This is a genomic window from Arenibacter echinorum (assembly GCF_003259375.1).
GTDB classification, from domain to species: Bacteria; Bacteroidota; Bacteroidia; order Flavobacteriales; family Flavobacteriaceae; genus Arenibacter; species Arenibacter echinorum.
Map to the genome: position 1 here is coordinate 37404 of NZ_QLLN01000003.1, position 20019 is coordinate 57422.

At 38.3% G+C, this 20019-nt stretch carries 16 protein-coding genes; 3 read left to right on the plus strand and 13 right to left on the minus strand.

Translation table 11 applies throughout. The features are described 5' to 3' along the window. Positions 1–282: 282 nt before the first annotated feature. The 3 genes from LV92_RS07375 to yiaK all read right to left on the minus strand — a co-directional run bounded on the left by LV92_RS07375 (position 283) and on the right by yiaK (position 3266). Positions 283–1386 carry a hypothetical protein gene (locus LV92_RS07375; protein ID WP_111623023.1) on the minus strand — a complete coding sequence of 368 codons (1104 nt, stop codon included), beginning with the start codon at positions 1384–1386 and terminating at the stop codon, positions 283–285. Positions 1387–1508: 122 nt separating this feature from the next. Continuing rightward, positions 1509–2216: a class I SAM-dependent methyltransferase gene (locus LV92_RS07380; protein WP_111623024.1), complete on the minus strand. Its 708-nt coding sequence runs from the start codon at positions 2214–2216 to the stop codon at positions 1509–1511. 30 nt (positions 2217–2246) lie between these two features. After that, positions 2247–3266, minus strand: coding sequence for a 3-dehydro-L-gulonate 2-dehydrogenase (yiaK, locus tag LV92_RS07385; protein ID WP_211322942.1), 1020 nt, complete (start codon positions 3264–3266; stop codon positions 2247–2249). A gap of 528 nt (positions 3267–3794) precedes the next feature. On the opposite strand from yiaK, the gene LV92_RS07390 reads away from it, so the two are divergent. Then, positions 3795–4541: a hypothetical protein gene (locus LV92_RS07390; protein WP_111623026.1), complete on the plus strand. Its 747-nt coding sequence runs from the start codon at positions 3795–3797 to the stop codon at positions 4539–4541. Between the two features lie 325 nt (positions 4542–4866). Here LV92_RS07390 and LV92_RS07395 read toward each other — a convergent pair whose 3' ends face one another. From LV92_RS07395 to LV92_RS07440, 10 genes are all read right to left on the minus strand, one after another. Beyond that, entirely contained in the window at positions 4867–6279 is a 1413-nt protein-coding gene (locus tag LV92_RS07395; protein ID WP_245946293.1) for an amidohydrolase family protein, read from the minus strand. Positions 6280–6787: 508 nt separating this feature from the next. Further along, positions 6788–7321 (minus strand): GNAT family N-acetyltransferase, encoded by a 534-nt coding sequence (locus LV92_RS07400; protein ID WP_111623028.1) that lies wholly within the window; start codon positions 7319–7321, stop codon positions 6788–6790. 126 nt (positions 7322–7447) lie between these two features. Next, a complete protein-coding gene (locus LV92_RS07405) occupies positions 7448–7984 on the minus strand; it encodes a GNAT family N-acetyltransferase (RefSeq protein WP_111623029.1) in 537 nt (178 codons plus the stop codon). A 51-nt stretch (positions 7985–8035) separates the two neighbouring features. Further along, on the minus strand, positions 8036–8569 hold the full coding sequence (locus tag LV92_RS07410; protein ID WP_111623030.1) for a dihydrofolate reductase family protein: 534 nt from the start codon (positions 8567–8569) through the stop codon (positions 8036–8038). Positions 8570–8668: 99 nt separating this feature from the next. Continuing rightward, positions 8669–9079 (minus strand): DoxX family protein, encoded by a 411-nt coding sequence (locus LV92_RS07415; RefSeq protein ID WP_170126299.1) that lies wholly within the window; start codon positions 9077–9079, stop codon positions 8669–8671. A gap of 256 nt (positions 9080–9335) precedes the next feature. Continuing rightward, positions 9336–10859 (minus strand): glycosyltransferase family 39 protein, encoded by a 1524-nt coding sequence (locus LV92_RS07420; RefSeq protein ID WP_111623031.1) that lies wholly within the window; start codon positions 10857–10859, stop codon positions 9336–9338. Positions 10860–11170: 311 nt separating this feature from the next. Beyond that, positions 11171–12196, minus strand: a complete 1026-nt coding sequence (locus LV92_RS07425; RefSeq protein WP_211322943.1) for an NAD-dependent epimerase/dehydratase family protein — start codon at positions 12194–12196, stop codon at positions 11171–11173. A gap of 61 nt (positions 12197–12257) precedes the next feature. Continuing rightward, positions 12258–12827: a Crp/Fnr family transcriptional regulator gene (locus LV92_RS07430; protein ID WP_111623032.1), complete on the minus strand. Its 570-nt coding sequence runs from the start codon at positions 12825–12827 to the stop codon at positions 12258–12260. A gap of 167 nt (positions 12828–12994) precedes the next feature. After that, positions 12995–15046, minus strand: a complete 2052-nt coding sequence (locus LV92_RS07435; RefSeq protein WP_111623033.1) for an alginate lyase family protein — start codon at positions 15044–15046, stop codon at positions 12995–12997. A gap of 4 nt (positions 15047–15050) precedes the next feature. Beyond that, positions 15051–15977 carry a hypothetical protein gene (locus LV92_RS07440; RefSeq protein ID WP_146613521.1) on the minus strand — a complete coding sequence of 309 codons (927 nt, stop codon included), beginning with the start codon at positions 15975–15977 and terminating at the stop codon, positions 15051–15053. A 214-nt stretch (positions 15978–16191) separates the two neighbouring features. Here LV92_RS07440 and LV92_RS07445 point away from each other — a divergent pair, with 214 nt between their 5' ends. Both LV92_RS07445 and LV92_RS07450 read left to right on the plus strand, forming a co-directional pair. Continuing rightward, entirely contained in the window at positions 16192–18375 is a 2184-nt protein-coding gene (locus tag LV92_RS07445) for an alpha/beta hydrolase family protein (protein WP_111623035.1), read from the plus strand. A 30-nt stretch (positions 18376–18405) separates the two neighbouring features. Next, on the plus strand, positions 18406–20016 hold the full coding sequence (locus LV92_RS07450; RefSeq protein WP_211322944.1) for a hypothetical protein: 1611 nt from the start codon (positions 18406–18408) through the stop codon (positions 20014–20016). Positions 20017–20019: the final 3 nt, after the last annotated feature.

Sequence of the window (20019 nt, forward strand, 5' to 3'; positions counted from 1 at the left end):
CCCATCCCACTCCCAAGGAGGGGGAGTTATTGGAAATCGACGTTCCTCACATTATATAAATGTTATTACTTTTTTTAAAGGCCTCCTACCTAACTTTTGACTAGATGTGCTAACGTAATTATTAATATTGATGAGAATCAAGTTCCCCTTCCATGGGAGGGGGTTAGGGGGAGGACTTCATGGCAGGATGTTCATATCCCCATCGCTGGCGGGAGTTTACCTATCGGCAGACAGGCATCATGCTCGCGCCAGCAGGTGGCCAGGGCTTTCCCAATTCATTATTTATTCAGGAGATTTTCCCCTGACCTCAGTATACACCTTTTTCATCACCTCTGTTTTACCTTCATCCTCTGCTATGGCATGGGTGGTAAACATCATGACTCCGGTCGACTTCCCAGCTAGTCCGCCCCGCAATACCGTTTCAAAGGCTTCATTGGTAACAATGCCCGGCTCATTATAGGCCTGGACAATTGGCCATATTTTGGGGTAGGCACCATCTTCAGCACCTATCTTGTTGCTGAACCATTCTATGTTTTCCTGCACCCAATTGGGGTCTCTTCCCATTCTTTGATGGTAGACCATAGGCGAAAAAACATCTACGGTTTTCTTTAAAAGATCGTAATCCAATCCCAGAATCCGTTCCCTGGCTCCATTAAATTCTTCATCGTTCCAAGGACAATGATAAAGACCAAGAAGGGCATCGGGTTTAATTTCGGTCATAATACTCTTCATATTGGAAGTCCAATCGTAAATAACCTGGCAACGCCATTTACGCCATATAGCATCGTGGTTTTTAAGGATGTATTCTGCCTTTTCAGGAGTAGTGGCATCCGGCAAACGGATGTTGTTATCCTTTGAAAAGCTATTTAGACAATGCTTGCAAAAGCAAGTTTCCGGTAAAATGGGTTCCGGGTCTTCAAATTGGGCGTGCCAGTGCACATAGTCCATCCACACCCCATCCAGATCATACTCCAGAAGCAAGTCCCGCAGCTGGTCAAAACGATATTTTCTAAAACCGGGTTCAGTAGGGCAGGCTCCCATAAACCAAGTGGCGGACTCAACTCTTTCTCCTTTCTCATTTATGGCCCAAGCCTCTGGATGGGTATCCACATAACCTTTGCCGTTCAAAGTGGCGAATTCGGCATATACCCTGGCTCCTTCGGCCCTTGCCCGGACTATCATGTCCTCGTTTAGGGACCCATTGTGGACAAATATAGCATTAACCCCAAGGTCGTTGAGCTTATACCCTTTGTCCCATAAGGGTTTGGGATTCCCATAGACCCCCTTTATCTCTATGGTTTTAGAAGTAGATGACCCGCAGGACACAAGTCCTAACGAGGAAATAAGGATTAGGTATATACATCGGAATTTTACATTTGAAGTCATACCCTTTAATTTTTGACAATTAATTTACAACTTCCTGCAAAATATTGTTGCATCTGTCAGCACGATTATAGATACATTTCAACGTAAAAAAGATGCATTTTGTCGGTAAATGGACAGAACACCTATTTTATGCCCCCAAAAGCTCCAAAACACATATTCTTATGCAATATCTCCACCTTGCTGAAACCCAGCTTTTTCATAAGGTCCAGTTGATAGTTCATAGATCTTGGAGAATCCTCTTTGGCCACATAATCCAACACTTTTTTCCTATAATCCTTTCCGCCCAATTCCTCCAGATAATCGCCATATCTTTCCCAGGTATATTCACTGAGTATTTCGGTGTCCTGGGTAATCAGGTCCGAAATCATAAGGCAGCCTCCCGGCTTTAGCAGGCCATATATTTTTTTAAAGGTTGTTTCCCAATCATGATCGTCCCTTAAATGATGCAGCACGGCCCCTGCCAAAATGATATCGTAACGGTTTTGCTTTAGAGATACTTCTCTAACATCTCCTTTTACCACATGTACCTTTTTATTGGTCTGTTCGGTTACCCTTTCGAAGGCCCTGTCCAACATGGGGCCACTAAGGTCTACCAAAGTACATTCCAGGTTGGGGAGCTTGGAGAGCATTTTTAAGGAATAATTTCCAGCGCCACATCCAATGTCCAGCAATTGCTCTGCATTGGGGGCAATTCTTTTGGCCGCTTCCGTAATCAATTCCAAGGAAATTTTTGCGTCAATAGTGGTAAGTTGCCCGGTATCCAAATTGGAGAAGCGCTCCACATCCTTGTCGAACCGCTGCCTAATTTCTTCTATGGTGGATTTATTCATTTCTTGTAAGGTATATTTATTCTTAATTTTTTATGATTCGGACAGTGCCATTATCCTTTCCCAAACACTTTCGCTAACGGGCATTCCGCTCTTTAAGTTTTCTTCCCGGGTAAGGGCACTCCTTTCCCCAGGATAATAAATTTTGTCTCCGGCCTGCATGGGTTCCACGTCATGGGTATAGTCAATAATTTCATTTAATAGTTTTTCCTGTAATGCCTTGTCGTTAAAAACTTCTTGGTAAATGCACAGGTACACCTGGGATATCCCGGTTTCAAAATCTTTTTGCCCTACCTTGTATGTAGAATTACCGGCGGACAAAAGGGTGGCCAACATATCCAAAATTATGGATAGGGCAGAACCTTTCCAATAACCAATGGGCAGACCGCGTTCCTTTACCGTAATTTTCTCGGGATCGTTGGACAGTTCGTCATTGGCATCCCACCCCCCAGGAAAAGGTAGTTTTTTGCCCCTTAGTTTATAGTCGTTGATCTTCCCGAAAGCGAATTGGGAAATGGCCATATCCAATACCACATTTCCGCCCTTCCTTGGAATGGATACAATGAACGGATTGTTGCCAATTCGGCTGTCCTTACCGCCCCAAGGTGGCATATTGGGTTGTGTATTGGTAAATAGGATAGAAATGCAACCTTCATCCGCAGCCAGTTTTCCGTAGGTGCCGCCGCGCATCCAGTGATTGGTATTGCGCAAAGCCACTAGTCCCATTCCATGTGTCTTGGCCAGTTCCACGGCCCGGTTGGTACACTTGGTAGCATTGATGATGCCAGGGCCATAGTTCCCATCCCACCGTTCTATACTGCCAAATGTCTCCACTTTTTCCGCTTCTGTATTAATTTTAACGCTACCGTTTTCCACATATTCCAGAAATAGAGGTACACGGTTTATCCCATGTGAATTTACCCCGGCCAAGGTACTCTCGGTATAGGTTTGGGCCAGCAAGTGGGCCTTTTCCTGGGTGAACTTATATTTTAAGAACAGTTTGTAGAGCACATCCTGCATGTGATTGGAGGTAATTTGCATGTTTTTTTTCAATTAAAGGGTGATTACTGGTGTCTTCGCTTTTGTTGTCGAGATTAATACGAATCTAATTCATCTTGGTACAATTACTGAATAAATGTACGTATTCTTTTAAGTATGGTAATCGCATACCATTGAGATGGTTAATGCTCATTTTAACTTCATTCAAAATACTACTCTTTGTAAATGAAAGTTCAATTTAACAAATTTATAAAGTGGTATGTTATAAGTATGAATGTATTGATTGAGTACCTGATCCATTAATTTCAACAAATAAAACGAACCCTTAATCCGAACTATTACATATTTTTTTATCTAATGTTTACATTTGATTAACATTTGATTAACATTTGATTAACATTTGATTTACATTTGAGTTTTGTTGTATGTTTTTTCAATCATTAATAGGCTAAAATTGAAGAGGAAGTTGGAAAAAGTTTTGAAATACCTATCAGTTTAAAGGCTTCCATAAAGTTTGCCAAAGCAGACATCAAGACCTCCAAATGTGCGATTAAATTTTAGGTGAATTGTAAATAAAAACTTATGAAGAAGAAGTTATCCCCCAAATATGTTCTAAGATTTTTGGGTATTATCATAGCAACCTTGATAGTATTAAGTACCCTTGGAAAAGGACTCCAACTTTATGTGGATAATAAATTTGTCGACTTTTTTGTTAAGCTATTTTATTTGGATAATGAAATGTCCGTTCCTACTTTTTATTCTGCATGTGCCTTAATGCTTTCAGGTTTAATACTAATTTTAATTGCCTTGAAAAAGAAAGATCTTCATGAGAAATATTTATCCTGGATTGGTCTTGGACTTTTATTTATGTTCCTAAGTATTGACGAAATTTGCGTAATACATGAACATTTATCCGGAATGGTTCAAAAATCGTACAAAACTACCGGATTTTTATATTATGGTTGGGTAATCCCATATGGTATTCTGATTTTGGTACTAGGTACTACATATTTTAAGTTTGTAATGGCTCTTCAGCCTAAGGTGAGGTATTATATGATATTGTCAGGAGCGATTTTTATAATGGGCAGTGTTGGTGTTGAAATGATAACTGCCAAGATTGCTTTTATTGGAGGCGAGGAAAATTGGGCATATATCACTCTGATGACCATAGAAGAGGGAATGGAAATGTTTGGAATAGCATTGTTCATTTATACACTATTCTTATATATTAATATTGAATTTGGCTCATTAAAGATTACTGTAAAGGGTAAAAAGAGTTTGAAGAATGAAAAGAAAATTACATCAACAGAACCGATTAAATCCCATTAATACCCCTTTGAAATCAAGGATAGGTATTATACAATACTGAGGGTGAGATACAATTTAAACAATAGTTTAAATTTGTCTCATTGAGGCTATTTGAGTCGTACTTAGAATCTCATGCTGAAGTAAATTACATTAAGGTGTTCTCGGTATAGGTTTGGACCAGCAAGTTGGCCTTTTCCTGAGGCAATTTATATTTTAGGAACAGTTTGTGGAGTACATCCTGCATGTATTGGGAGGTAATTTGCATGGTTATTTATTTGTTTAATTGTTCATAGTAAACAACAATCCTTCCGGCTGCTGTGATTATAGGTTAATTATGTGCGATAATCTATTTTTCAATGAGCAAATTTTCCAAGTACCTCAGTGCTGAGGCTATTAAATTTTTCCGATTCTTGGCCTTTTCTTTGAAGGAAAGGAGGGTCTTTCTGTTTATCTGCCTTCCCTTAACAAAAATGGATGAAGGGTTTTCCAATGTGGATAATTCCATTAATGGGTTATGATCTACCAGTAGCAAATTGGCTACTTTACCCTCTTCAATAGTTCCCAATTGGTTCATAATGGAATGTGTTTGAGCAGCATTTACCGTGGCCGTTTTCAAAACTTCGTAATTGGAAAGTCCTGCCTCTTTGTAAAATGCAAGTTCTTTATGAATTGAAAATCCAGGCAGTGTAACTCCTATTCCTGCATCGGTTCCACATATAATTGGAACCCCAGCCTTGTGGAGTTGTGCAACGATTTCCAAATGAAAATCGTGTTGATTTTTTATTCTATCCACCACACTGGAATCTTCCATCTTGGCATTGTGCCAGCGGTTAAACTGATTTTTACTGTCTACTTTTTTGATGAGTGGATTCATATAGGATAGGGGTTCCGCCTCTAAAATGGAATCGTTTATCATCATCTGGTAAATATTGTTGAACACCGTTAGCGTTGGGCAATAACTGCTATGTTTTGAATTGGAAATGGAATCGATTATAGGTTGTAGTTTAATGGTGTCTAAATTGAACTGCAAAGGTTGTTGCACAATTTCTTCGGCGTGTTCAATAGATTTGATCTGTGGGTTTAAGTGATATGAAAAGGGCACTTTTTGTGAAGGATGGGCAACGATATCCATTTTGGAAATGCCAGCCTGTTTTACAACAGCATCAAATATATCCCTATCCAATCCATAATAGGTTTTAATAAAATCATAGCCTCTGTCCTTATAGGAAATCACTTTATTTTGAGCTTCACTGGGACTTGTTAAATTTAAATTATCGTCACCTATAAATTCCGGCCCTGTGAGCTTTGGCCCCGTTGTGTAAAAGTATGGGGAAAGTATTTTGTCACTGTTTACATCTTCCTTGATCCTTAAATGCATTGGTATACCCCATACATTTCTAACCGCAGTGACACCATTGGCAAGGTACAGTCCAAGTTCGTATTTGTCCCATACGTGCACATGCATGTCTATGAGTCCGGGGAGTAGAAATTTACCTTGGGCATCAACAATCTCTACTTCTTTGTTGGGTAGGCTTTCGGAGATACTTTTAATGATACCATCTTGGATATACACCATTTTATTGGCCAAGACAGTATCTTGGAACATTGGAATTATGTTTACATTGGTTATAAGATAGGTTGTGTTATTGGAAGCCGGCACATTCTTGATTTTCAAATAACTCGTCCCCAATATGTCCAGCCCCAATGCAATGATGGCAGCTATAATTACCATACCAACAATCCCAAGGAAAATTTTCAAAAGGCGTTTTAATAGTTTCATTTATCCAATAGGCGCTAAAATGCTGGTGTAAAATTAATATCGATGTTTTGGTAACTAATTTAGTAAATACATATCGAACCTGCCCAATTGAATCTAGAAATTCAGGCCTGTTAGGATTATAGGTCTAGGAGGATTATACAGGATAGGAATAGTGCCGGACAAAAAGCAAGAAGTTTTTTCTTAGGAATAGGGGAGGACCAAATTAAGATCTCAACTAGCTATTGGTTCTATCTTTCTTATTCAGTAATCCGTAGATGCTATTGATGGGGAAAATAATTTGACCTAAGATTGTGCGCTAGCGAATATTCCGGATAATGCTGAAATAAATAGGATGGTTTTCTTCATAAGAGGCGCAAAGATGTGACTTAATACAATATTTTCAAATCCAATTCAGATTTAATACAATCTATTTTGGCAATTAAGTACAGCAGTCTCCTAGAACCATGCGTTACAGGTTTTAAATTGCTAATTTTAGATCAAGAAGCGGTTATGAATTCTTGGGAGGAGTCTTTAATATTCCATAATATTCTACATCTACTAATTCCTTGGTCTCCAATCTAAATTCTCTGCGCAATATTCCTTCCAATTCAAATCCTTTTTTTTCGGCTACGCGTTTACTAGCAATATTTTCAGTTCCAATTCTTAAAAATATTTTTTCCATCTTCAGATTTTCAAAGCAATATTTAATGGATTCATCAATTGCTATGGACATTATTCCTTTTCCTTCATATGCCTTGTCTATAAAATAACCTAATTCACATTTTGGAACACGCCAATCGATATTTTTAACAAACATCATACCTATCAAAACTTGTTGGGAATAAATTCCCAAGGCATAAATTTCCTTCTTTTTTGTTTTTTGCGTTAACTCCTTTAAATAATTGATAGTCGAACCAATTTTTTCATTCTTTTTTAAGGTAAGGGGAAAATATCTAGCTAATCTTTCCTTATTTCTGTTTATCAGGCTAAATAATTCTTTCGCCTCTTTTTCCGCTATTGTTTGGAGATGAATTTTATTCATAATTATGGCCAATGGTTAGTGTATTAAACGTGGGTGGGACATTTGCATTAACAGCGGGTGCGCATTTGCATAGATTTTTGGTTTAATATTTACATCCAATGTTTATTCACTTTGTTGCTAGACGTTTTATTCGCCAACTATTTTTGAGTATATATCCAAACTAATAAATTCTCCATTTTTAATTTCACAGTCTTGCATAGTTCCTTCCCAATTGAATTTTAGTTTTGCAAGAGCTTTTTTACAATTCACATTTTTGGTTTCCACAAAACCTTCAATTCTATGTAAACCTAAACTATTGAATGCGTGATTAAGGATTAAGGGCATTGCTTCGGTCATAAGTCCATTTCCCCAATTTTCTGGCAGCAGCCAAAAGCCAATTTCTGCTTTTTTATGTTCCATGCTCATATCGTTTAATCCTCCTGCACCAAGAAATCTGCCATCCTCTTTTGAGTAAATGGCCCACCAAATTCCGGTTTCATTTTTTTCAAGGTCGGCAAACCAAACCATTTGTTCTTTCGTTGCTTCTATACTATCGAAACTAATGCCATAGTACTTAATAATATCGGGGTGCGAAAGCCCTTTAAAAACATTTTCCAAATCCGAAGCCACAAATTGTCTTAAGCTTACTCTTTCAGATTCTAGAATTGGAAATTTACTTTTCATTTTATGTTCATTTTTTTAATCACGTATACTCATTGTTGAGATGGGTAGGTTTTATATTTTCTTGTCGTAAGTTAATATTTGAAGTCCATCAGAAAACGATTCTTTGTCGGTTAATTCCCAACTAACGTTTGCAGAAGAAGAACCGAATAACTTTGTTCCGCCTCCAAGCACTACCGGATTTAATTTAAGCTTCAATTGGTCTATTAACCCGTTATCCAATAGCCAACCTGCAAACTGTCCGCCTCCACATAGATAAATGTCAGTTTTGGCGATTTGTCGAATTTCATTGACACTATCAACGCTCAGTTTCTCAATTTTAACAGACTCGGACAGGTTGTCGATTTTCAATGAATTGGAAAAAATGTAGTGATTCATATTTGGATAAGCAGGTTGTCCAGGCTGAAGACCATATTGAAAACCAAATTCATATGTTCTTCTACCCATAATTACCGTCTCAAATTTTGAAAGGTCCGCCAAATATTTTTCAACGCCTTTTCCTTGAAGTATAAATTGACTTATATCATCATTTTTTCCTGTTATAAATCCATCAAGGGAACTTGCTACGTAATAAATAATCTTCTGCATGATTTTTCTGTTTTGAAAGATTGTTTTGAATATGCCACAAGGTTTAGCCTGATATATTCGAGTGTTGATTGAAAGTTAGCAATGAATGGTTAATGTTCTCTAGTGGTGTCTCTTAAAATTGGAAATGTTTTTATGAAGACCATTGGGGAACATTATAGTCAGCAGAGCAAAAATCAATATAAAATTGAATTCAATCCCATTTCGACCTGCACCCACAACAAACCACCCTTCTTTAAAATGAACCAGAACTATTCCTGCAATTAGTACCAGAATGGTTACTATACATGCCCATTTTATAAATTTTTCAAATATTAAGCACAAGGCGGCAACAAGATGTGATAATTTGATAGACCAAGCAATAGGTACTCCTAGTGGAGCAAACCCTATTTGGTTTAAAAATAAATTCCCAAAATCGTTTATGCCATTGTTAAACATACCAGGAATACTATGTGCCAATAAAATAATTACAATGGCAAAGCGAAGCAAAAATGTACTGTTCAAAGTTTTCATGGCATTTGCTATTTTATAAATATGGCTTTATGAGCATACATGGGTTGTATGATACACTAATTTATAAATTAATCGAATAGAAAATATGTGTTGCCGCACTTTTAGGGTTGGGAGGACTTTTATAAGTCAGCTTGAATTAGCAACTCGCGAGTCCACCCTTGCCAATATGCCCGCCCGTTGCGATTTGGGCCGGGACCATGCCAAAAAGATTGGCATGCGGAAACGACTCTGTCGGGCTAGTTAATTTTGTGCAGCGTTATCGGTAGTTTTTTGTTTCCTCAATTTCGTTTTTTATTCTTTTATTGACATCGACTTTAGCTCCTATAAAAGCAAATATTAATGTTTTAAATTCCCGGGCATATGGATTTGTAATTGAATCGGCCACATAGGCGAGATTAAAATACGGACTGGTTTCTATAAGTTCGTTATCTTTTTCTGCATGATATTTAATCCTGATTAGATTGATATATTGTCGGTCAAAATTAAACCAGTTAACATAGTCCGCATTGAAGGAAACTGCTTTAATATGTTGCTTTGTGTAGTAATTAATTGCTCCCGCTTGCCCGTAATTGTCACACAGAACAAGGGTTTGGTCGGCGTTAGGCAATTTTATATAAACTGAATCAACTTTTCTTGCCAGCTCTTCCCATCCCAGCATATCCGCATAATCCTGTGGTAGTGAATGATCTTTCCCGTCTTCCCATCGTAGTAGGCCATATTTTTTGTAGGTAATTGAATTCTGGACAATGTAATCAGGACTTTTATTTGGAAAAGCAATCTGATAAATTGGAATAAAGAATAATATTGGAATTGCTAATGCGATCGGTCTTAAATTCTGTTTCCAACCGTTTTTCAGAAAATCGGCAAGGAATACTGAACCGAAGGAAATATAGATGGGATAGAGTCCAATGGCATAATAATCTTTAGCTCTGAAATACATAAAAACAGTAAGTGTGAAAAAAAATGCCCAAAAAAAGGATTTATATTTTTGAAAAGGTTTGTAAAATAACAGGGCATATATGGCGCAAATTATTGGCAATATAGAGCCTATAAAGAAATAAAGTTGGGATTTTAAAAATCCAATTCTATCCACATTCGCCAGCTGGGTTTCTGCCAGTTCTTCTAGATGATGAATAACAGGAAAATCATTATTGTATTGCCAAAAAAGATTTGGAAAAATAACTACCACTCCCAACAATATTGCGAGGTATAATTCTTTTTTCAAAAATATTTTACGTTGGTCGGTAAACAGAATTGCTGGTACGAGGCCAATAATTAGAAAAACAATATTGTATTTGTTTAGAAATCCAAAAGCGAAAATGAGTGCCGCAGCAAAAAGCCATTTGGTATTTTCTGTATTAAAATATTTAACAATGACAAAATACAAGAATGACCAACATAAAACGTCCAATGAACTAGGCTGATATAAGGTGTTTAATCTTAATAGTGCGGAAAATAATACACCAGTTGCCCCTAATATTAATGCGTAAAGATTTCCTTTTAATTCTTCTATTGTTTTCCATACTATAATAATTGTCAAAGCACCAAACAAGGCAGGAAAAAACTTGACCCAAAACACGGAATTACCCAATAAATAAATTATACTTGATATCCAAGAAGTAACAGGCGGAACAGATAAATAACCCCAAGCTAAATGATGTGCTTGGTCAAGGTAAAGATATTCGTCCCTATGCAATTCATATTCAGGACTAATTAAAATATATTGAAGTGTAAATTTTATAAATATAAATCCGATTAAAATCCACGACTTCTTTTTCATTGCTGTTGAAAAGCTTTATTAAAATAACCTGCAGCGTTAAGGCTATGATTTCGGTCTGGGAAATCCGGCTTGCCATGCTTTCGGGAGTCCTGGGATTTTACCGCATCATAATCGGGCCATATTAAAAGTAATGAATTTTCTCCTTTGATAAAGGTAAGACTGAATTATTGGCATTTCATTTGTCAATATTTCAATTGCTAGTAATGTTTGGTATAAGAATAGTAGCTAACTGCGTGGCACTTTTCTGTTAAATTACAAGAAAGTTGTGGCGGGCTACAACCCTGGTATACAATACCTAACCAGCGATTGTTTTATTCATTGTACCGTACCGTTTTCTTTTTCCCCCAATGGTTTTTTAAATATTCCAGAGCATCTTCCAAAGCTTTTTTTGAAGGTTTAGGATTAAAATCTAATTCTTCTCTTGATTTACTAATGTCATAATCTTGTTTTAAATCATAAAACATATCCAAATAATGTCTCTGTAATAGAGGTTCTTTCCCAGTAATTTTACTGCTAAATTCCATTAAACCAGCAACAGAGTACAATAAACATTTCGGGACTGTTTTAGGCATTTTTAATTTTAGTTCAGGGTATAAATCGGATGCTATTTTTACACTCTCTTGTAATGTAGTATGTTTCTCGTTGGATAAAATATATCTTTCACCATCTCTGCCTTTTGTCATTGCGTTGTACGTTCCTATGGCTACATCTTTTACATCTACCCAATTTAAAGTTATATTGGTGTCTACAGGTATTTCCCCATTTAATACTTGCAATACAAGTTTGTTGGAATAACTTAAGTTATAAGCTTTGGAACCAATCATAGCGGAAGGTAAGACTATGACAGTTTTGATGCCATATTTTTTTCCCAATTCCAATGCTAGCTTATCTGAGTCATTTTTAGAATTATAATACCAATTTCTTCGATCTTTATTATATCCATTGTCCACATTTCCGGGTAATTTTGTGAAATCTAAACTGGCTACTGAACTTACATATACGATATTCTTGATGCCACATTCTTTTGCAATATCAAACACATTTTGTGTTCCTTGCAGGTTATTATCATAAATTTCAGTTTTAGGATTTTTAGCCCACATGCTGAAATTTGCTGCTACAGCATATAAGTTGGTGACTCCTTGAAATGCTTTTCTCAGTGATTTTCTATCAGTAATATCAGCTTGCACAATTTCACAATCCAACCCTCTAAATGGTTCTACGTTATTGAGATTTCTAACAGTTGTTCTTACTTTTTTATTTTCTGAAAGTAATAGTCGCACTAAGTTGTTACCCAAATGTCCATTTCCTCCTGTTACCAATGAAATTTCTTTGCTCATAATTCTTATATTTTGTTTGAGCAAATTTCGAGACTATTTAAGAGGTTAGAAATAACATTTGTTAGAAAGCGATTTGTTTTCGAATTCGACTTAGAGATTGAGGTTCCATTCCTAGAAAAGAAGCAATATTGTCAATAGATACATTTAAAGCCAATTTTGGATACTGATTTACAAATTTTAGATAGCGTTCTTTTGCCGTTAAAATTTGAAAATCTTTAACCCGCTCTAATTTGCAGTTCAAATGTTCATTGGTTATTTCTTTGACAAATATGGTCCAGAATTTTGTTTCCGCTTGTAAGATATCAAAATCAGGTTTTGATATTTTTACAAGATTACAATCCGTGATAGTTTCATAATAATCTACGGAGGGTGTTTCCGTCATAAAACTGTCTAGAGATGTGAAAAAATCTTGATCCGCTACAAGGTGCTGTACTACAATCTTTCCATCAATATTTTGATATCCTTTTACAATTCCAGTATCCAAATAATAGATATATCGCTCCACGTTTCCAGCTTTTAAAAGATTAGTTTGAGCAGGAATTTCTTCAGTAACCAAATGTTTTTTGATTAAATCGATCTCGTTTTGAGTTAAAGTAATTCTTGATTGTATATAATTAATTAGATTTTCCATTGTAGATTTTTAATGGTCTGGAACAATTGTGTACGATCATTGATCTTACATCGTTTATACGCCCAATATAGCAAATCTTTAAAAAGCAACTACGATTTGTCTCGTATTTGACGCAATAGTTCCCAATTGAATAGGGTGTTTATTGAGTCTGAATTTACCAAACCACACTAATGTGATTTCTCCATTGCCGCATCCGCACTACGGTAAAAAGGAATGTTGAGCAGCCATTTCTGCTCTTTGGCCGATACACTAAGCGTAATTCCCTCCTTATTTTCCGATTTTATCCTTGCTTTTATATTGAGGTTTTCCTTTTCCGATGGCATTAGCAACCAAACGAAAGTGGTATTTCCCTTTACTTCACAGCTATAGGAGCTGGTGGTATTGGGTTCGTACAAATTGTACTCGGGGCTATACCAAGCTTGTATTTCCGGAGTTTCCTGCCCTTTAATGAGTCGGATATCAAACTTTTGTTTGCTGATCGGAATAACCGCCAAATTTCCCCTTTCGTTAACAGTTCTTACCATGGATCTGTCCATTACCAGGGTATTTTCCGGGTGCCAATGCCAGAGGGCATCAATTTTCCGTGGCCTGTCCGTTTCTATGTTGTCCACAACCACCCAAAATTCGCCACGAACATAAAAAACCACCCTAGTATGTTTCACAGTTCCTTCTAAATCCATAAACTGATCAAAGGAACTGTAGGCATAATCAAAACCCGTCGCTATTTTAAAATGGTCTTCGCCCAATGGTTTGTCCGTAAGTTTGGGTCCATTTTGCTGTCCCTTTCCGTCGATCAGTAATAGATTGTGGGCAGCACTGCTTTTGGCATAGGGACGGAATTTTTCCGCTACCTCCCCGGTATAGGCAAATCTACCAGAGTCTACCAAAAAATCTTTGCCATAGGCGGAAACGGAAAGGTGGAGTTTGTCATTATGTTGATGGCCGCTGCCCCAGGGTCCCATATCAAAAAAAGACCAATGGGCATCCCTATCGAAGTCGCTTCGGGAAACAAAATGCCCTGCCCAAGGATAAAAATAGGAGGGACCGTCTTCGGGCTTACTACCTGCTTGACCATTGGTGGCAATGTATTCCCAATCGCTATGACCAAATTTTTTGGCTCCTTTCAATATAAGGTTTACATCGCTTCCCCTGTCCCCGTCATTGTTCAACACCCTAAAACCACTAGGCCTCACCATATGGGCAATGTAGCCGTACATTGCCTCAATAGTACGGTTGTAGAAATCCGGCAATTTCCTATTGGCCCTGTCACAGATTTCCTTGAAAAGTTCAAAATTGTTTAAGGAGACGTTATGGTAATGCGAACTTAGTTCGGTTTGTACCCCATCTGAATACACCTGATCCTTCATACTATGGGTTATGGTTTCTATGGCATAGTCCAACCATTCTTCAGAATTCTTGTATTCAGGAAAATAGGCGGCCACGGTGGCCAAAGCAGAAATTTCCATAGTGAGCCAATTATTGCTGCTGTGAAAATTGCGGTTATAATGGGCATGGTCGGGCAGACTACTGAGCAGTAATAATTGGGTGGCCGGAGAAATATATTCGCTCTCCAATAAGCCATAAAATATTTTGGACCATATCTTGGCTCGGGCAGCAACCTCCAACCCTCGCCATACGGAAGTGCTACTTTTTACCGCAGGATAAGGGTTACCCATGATTATAAAATCTTTTAAAAATAAATCTAGATATTGTGCATATTTTGGGTTGCCGGTTTCCATATAGGTGTTGAAAACACCACTTAACTGACTATGGCGATTTGAAAGCCAAGCCCATTCCTTATCGTCATTAGGGCCTTTATAATACCAGTCGCGATGACCATTGGTCAAGTACGGGACTTGTCCCCGAACATTCTGTATAACAAAAACATTGGTTAGAATGGTATCCATCGCTGCTACCGTACGATCGGATTTTTCTGGAAGCCCTTTTCGCAACTCGGCATTCATTACTCCATTTTTGTAGTAAAACAGTAGTTCATTACAGGCATTTACGATGTTTCCGCTAGCGTGGGCCGACTTCACTTTCTCCAATCCTGGATAGTCGAGATTGAACTGGTTGAGCATATATGTAATGGCATCAGGGTAGGAAGTGCAAACCTCTTCAACGGTATTTATATCCTTCCAATTTTGCTGAGCAGAAGCATTTTTATGGATACAAGAAATGAATAGGAATAGTAATATGTGCTTGATGATTTTAAACATGGGCTTACGGCTGACTAAATTTGTTTATGGCAATTTCCTTGGCTGGATCTGCTTGGGTCCCCCATATATGAAGCTTTCCTTTGTTGTCTACTTGTAGTCCTACGGCCGAATTAAAATCGACCCCATTGTTACAGTTAAAAGTTTTTGTTCGAATTTTTTCCAAGATGGGCTCAAAGTACCCCAGTTTACTGACCAGGATCAAATCGGCAGTCCCAATCATATCTTTTTTATAAAATCCAATGGCATAGATGGCGGATGCATCCTTAATAAGATTGATGGATTGATAACTGCCCCAATCTTGTGGAGCCTCAAAACTATAAAGTAATTCCTGTTTCCCTTTTTCCGGTTCTATGTGGTAGAAGTCCCAATTGCGGGAGTCCCAATTTGCCACTACCGCTAAATACCCTTCTTCCATGGCTAGTAAGCCCGTTGCTCCAGCAGTGTGTCGCTTGGCCTCACCTTCCCGGTTTAGGGTGATGCTGGATTGGGCCTTGTGCAATTCATTACCTTGGTAATTGTATAGGCAGACTTTAGAAGTGGTTTTTATAATATTGTCTTCTATCCCCACAATTAAATAAGGTTCGCTAACCTGAATTCCCCCGGCATGTCGGTACGGATCTTTCATTAAGGGAATTAGGGTTTCTGATTTTAGCGTTGTCAGGTCTATCTGTAAAACGTAGGCCTGGGATCTGGAACTCCCAGAAATAAGAATTTTTTCGGTCCCGTTTTTATTGATGTGTTGCACCCCCTGAAAATGACCCTGGCGGTGAGGGACTTTAACTTTATTATTGATGAGTATCACTTCCGGTTCCGAACTTAGGGCGTCAAAAGCTTGGGGTACATCTTCTACTTGTTGCCCCAAACCCAACATTGAGTAAAGGAACAGATTGGCCATTAAAAAAAACCTAAAAAATAGAACTAGTGTGTTCAAAGCAATATCAATTTAATTATTATAAACCTTTTAGCTGGTTACAGATTACTATTGCCATAAGCAAAAGTAAAACCAAGATATGCAAATTTAATTTCAACAGATGTGGCCTTTAGCCTACTGCTTTGAATTGTAAATATGGGCAATTTTTATAGTTTAAACGATTAAATTTCTATCTTGGAACTGATTTTTTCACTTTTTTATCCAAAATCCGATTATGTTCAAAAGATTTAAACATCAAGCCCTTAGCCTTGTAGTATTTCTAATGTTTTTATTAGCTCCCTGCCTGGGTTGGTCCCAAACCAATTATTCCGTCTTGGATTTTTGGAAGTATTATTCCGATGCCGAAAATTTACTTTACAAACAGCAAGCTGAACTTTCTTTTGAAAGTATGGACAAAAGAAAGGAATCCATTTCAATGCTGCGTACCCAAGAAGATTGGACTGAAAGGCAGCAATTGGTAAAAAATAAATTGATGCAGTCTGTAGGGCCTTTTCCTCCAAAGACTAACCTAAATCCGGTTGTTACCAAACGAATTAAAAAAGAGGGGTATAGCGTTGAAAAGATGTATTTTGAATCCATGCCGGGTGTAAAGGTTACGGCTGCATTTTTTATTCCCCAAGGAAAAAAAAGAAACCTGCCCACTATTATTTATTGCAGTGGACATAGCGATTTGGGATTCAGAAGTGATGTCTATCAACATGTGATTTTGAACCTGGTAAAAAAAGGCTTTGCCGTGTTTGCATTTGACCCCTATGGGCAAGGGGAAAGATTGCAATATTTTGATGAAAAGGAAGGGAAATCGCGTTTTAGTCCTACCCGCGAACATTCCTATCCGGGGGCACAGCTTTTTATAAATGGAGCCTCCACTGCTAAATATATGATATGGGACGGCATTAGGGCAGTGGATTATTTGCTTACACGTAAAGAAGTAGATCCAGACCGGATTGGTATTACTGGCAGGTCAGGTGGGGGCACACAGTCTTCCCACATTGCCGCCTTTGATGATCGAATCAAAGCTTCTGCCCCGGAATGCTATATTACCACCCTGGAATATCAATTAAAATCTGGGGGGCCTCAGGATGCGGAGCAGAACTTTCCAAAAGGTATTCAACTTGGTTTGGACCATGCCGATCTTTTGGAAGTGAGGGCACCCAAACCAACTCTGATGATCACCACAACACTTGATATATTTAGTATTCAAGGGGCGCGGGATACCTATAAGGAGACACAGTTGGCGTATAAAGCATTTGGCAAGGAAGAAAATATGATGATGGTGGAGGACAATGCGGGACATCAATCTACCCTGAAAAATAGGGAAGCCATGTATGCTTTTTTTCAAAAGCATTTGGACAATCCTGGAGATTCCAAGGATGAGGAAGTGGTTATTTTTCCGGTAGAGGAATTGTATGTTACGGAAACGGGTCAACTTTCAACATCGGTAGGGAGTAAATTTTTGTTCGACGTGAATAGCGACGTGGCCAACAAGAATATGGAGGTACTGAATGGGGATAGAAAGAATATGGACCAGCATTTAATAGACCTAAAACAAAAAGTACAGCAAATTTCGGGCTATACCCAAGGTGCAACGAAAGGCAAATTGATTTTTTCCGGAAAGACAGAATTTGAAACATATTACCTCAATAAGTATTTGATAGAACAGCCCGGGGACAACATTATTCCTTTTGTGGCCTTTGTGCCCAAACAAGCCACCAAGCTATCCGCTCTATATCTTGATAATATAGCGGATAAGAAGTCGGATGAAGCCTATTCCGTGCCAATCCACCTAGTTAAAAAAGGTGTTACCGTAATTGTCCCTGATATGCCAGGCTACGGTGAATTGGGACCCGGGTATTTAAAAGGTGATGCCTATTTTGAAAATACCTCCTACAATCAATGGTTTGCAGGGATATTGAACGGGAAAAGTACGATTGCCTTGCATGTGGAGGCCATAGAAACGCTGCTGGAAGTGTGTAAAACGAATTTGAAATTGGACGATAAAGAATTTATGGGAATATCTAAAGGGGGCTTTAATTCCAGTCTATTGCACGCTGCTGTTTCGGGGGTGGAATTTTCAAGGATGTTGTTTTTGGATCCAATGCTTTCTTTCCAATACGTTGTTTCCAACAAAGACTACAACCCTGCCCATATACCTTTTACCGTTGCCGGCGCCTTACCACATTACGACCTACCAGACTTGTCGGCTGCCTTTGCCCCAAATAAATTAATGTTGGTTCAAGAGACCGATGGCGATGCCATGGATTCTGAGTACCCGCAGACCTATGATTTTGTAAAGGAACATTATGGATCCATGAACAAAGCAAATAACTTTTCTGTTGAAAAGATTAATTCTCGGAGGGAAGCGACGGATTTAATAAATGAGTTTATTACGGACCTTTAACGGGTTATCCTTATAATAACCATAAGTATCATGAAAATAAATTTTCTTCTTACTCTAGGAATTTTGAGTATAGTAGCCTGCAAAGATGCTCATCCCGTTATGCAGATGTCCGCAGAGGATAGCCTTCTATTTGCCAAAGCAAATGAGAATGCCGTTTTAGCCAATGAGGGTTTTGTTAGGAGTGAAGACTTTGTTCATGGTTGGTTACAGGAGGCCGATCCCGAATCGGGCCTAATTCCAAGAAACCTTGAAGCAGAAATGGACATATGGAATGCCAAAGATGCTGCCGCCGATAATTATCCATTTATGGTACTCACTTCTTTTTTTACTGATCAGGCTTTATTTGATGGGACAATGTTGGATATGTTACATGCCGAAAAAAAACTCACTTCCAGGGTTAACAGCCTTCCCGATACCTATTCCTTTTCTAAAAAGGATTTTCAAAATGAAAAATTGGATATGGCCGAAATTATTTTTGGGACTTCGGAATATATCAAGGATGGCTTGCTGCCCCTAACAGAATGGTTGGGAAATAGTCCATGGTCGGATAGAATGATGGAGATGCTGTACGACATGAAGAATGAAATAAATGTTGCCGATGGGATATCTAGGGATGGTTCCAATGCAACGCGGGAAGAAGTGAACGGCGAATTGCTACAGACCCTTTCACGAATATACTGGATGACCGGCGATGAAAAGTTTTTGGACTGGGCTATAACGATTGGGGATTATTATCTATTGGGCGACCACCACCCCACAAAGGATTTGCAATACCTTAGGCTGCGAGATCATGGGTGTGAGTTAATATCGGGCTTATGTGAATTGTATGTGTCTACAAGCTTTGCCAGGCCAAAAAAAAGGGAAGCCTACAGAAAGCCGTTGCATGAGATGATGGACAGGATTTTGGAAGTTGGTAGAAATGGGGATGGATTATTTTATGACGCCATAAATCCCCAAACAGGAGAAATTGTACAAGAACGTCCTGCCGATAATTGGGGATATACCCTTAACGGATTTTATGCCGTTTATTTATTGGATAAGGATCCGAAATATAAGGGAGCCATATTGAAAATATATTCCAATTTAAACAAGTATACCAACTTTGACTGGGAAAATGGCAGCGCCGATGGGTATGCGGATGCCATTGAAGGAGCCCTAAATTTGTATAACCGGATTCCGGATGCTGCCGTTGCCAAATGGATGGACAGTGAAATAAAAGTAATGTGGGCCATGCAGCAGGAAAATGGAATTATAGAAGGCTGGCATGGCGATGGCAACTTTGCGCGAACTTCCATTATGTATAATTTATGGAAAAGTAAGGGTTTGTATGTAAAGCCTTGGAGAGATGACCTGTTACTTGGAGCGGAGCAAAAAGGGGATTCTTTGTTGATCTCTATCAAATCTGAACTACCCTGGAAAGGAAAGCTATATTTTGATAAACCTAGACATAAGGAGAATTTGAAGTTGCCTATGGATTGGGCCAGAATCAATCAATTTCCCGAGTGGTTTACGGCAGATAAAGATCGGGAATATACATTGCTGGATTATGACCAGTCCGAACCTACTAAATATCAAGGCAATCAGCTTATAAAAGGCATTGATATTGAATTAGAGGATAACAAAAGGATGGTAGTGTATTAGCGG

Bases quoted from the DNA above. Each gene is read 5' to 3' on its own strand.
- LV92_RS07415 (WP_170126299.1), bottom strand. From the start codon at position 9,079: ATGAAAACTTTGAACAGTACATTTTTGCTTCGCTTTGCCATTGTAATT.
- LV92_RS07410 (WP_111623030.1), bottom strand. From the start codon at position 8,569: ATGCAGAAGATTATTTATTACGTAGCAAGTTCCCTTGATGGATTTATA.
- LV92_RS07375 (WP_111623023.1), bottom strand. From the start codon at position 1,386: ATGACTTCAAATGTAAAATTCCGATGTATATACCTAATCCTTATTTCC.
- LV92_RS07450 (WP_211322944.1), top strand. From the start codon at position 18,406: ATGAAAATAAATTTTCTTCTTACTCTAGGAATTTTGAGTATAGTAGCC.
- LV92_RS07420 (WP_111623031.1), bottom strand. From the start codon at position 10,859: ATGAAAAAGAAGTCGTGGATTTTAATCGGATTTATATTTATAAAATTT.
- LV92_RS07380 (WP_111623024.1), bottom strand. From the start codon at position 2,216: ATGAATAAATCCACCATAGAAGAAATTAGGCAGCGGTTCGACAAGGAT.
- LV92_RS07400 (WP_111623028.1), bottom strand. From the start codon at position 7,321: ATGAATAAAATTCATCTCCAAACAATAGCGGAAAAAGAGGCGAAAGAA.
- LV92_RS07435 (WP_111623033.1), bottom strand. From the start codon at position 15,046: ATGTTTAAAATCATCAAGCACATATTACTATTCCTATTCATTTCTTGT.
- LV92_RS07390 (WP_111623026.1), top strand. From the start codon at position 3,795: ATGAAGAAGAAGTTATCCCCCAAATATGTTCTAAGATTTTTGGGTATT.
- LV92_RS07430 (WP_111623032.1), bottom strand. From the start codon at position 12,827: ATGGAAAATCTAATTAATTATATACAATCAAGAATTACTTTAACTCAA.
- LV92_RS07425 (WP_211322943.1), bottom strand. From the start codon at position 12,196: ATGAGCAAAGAAATTTCATTGGTAACAGGAGGAAATGGACATTTGGGT.
- LV92_RS07445 (WP_111623035.1), top strand. From the start codon at position 16,192: ATGTTCAAAAGATTTAAACATCAAGCCCTTAGCCTTGTAGTATTTCTA.
- LV92_RS07405 (WP_111623029.1), bottom strand. From the start codon at position 7,984: ATGAAAAGTAAATTTCCAATTCTAGAATCTGAAAGAGTAAGCTTAAGA.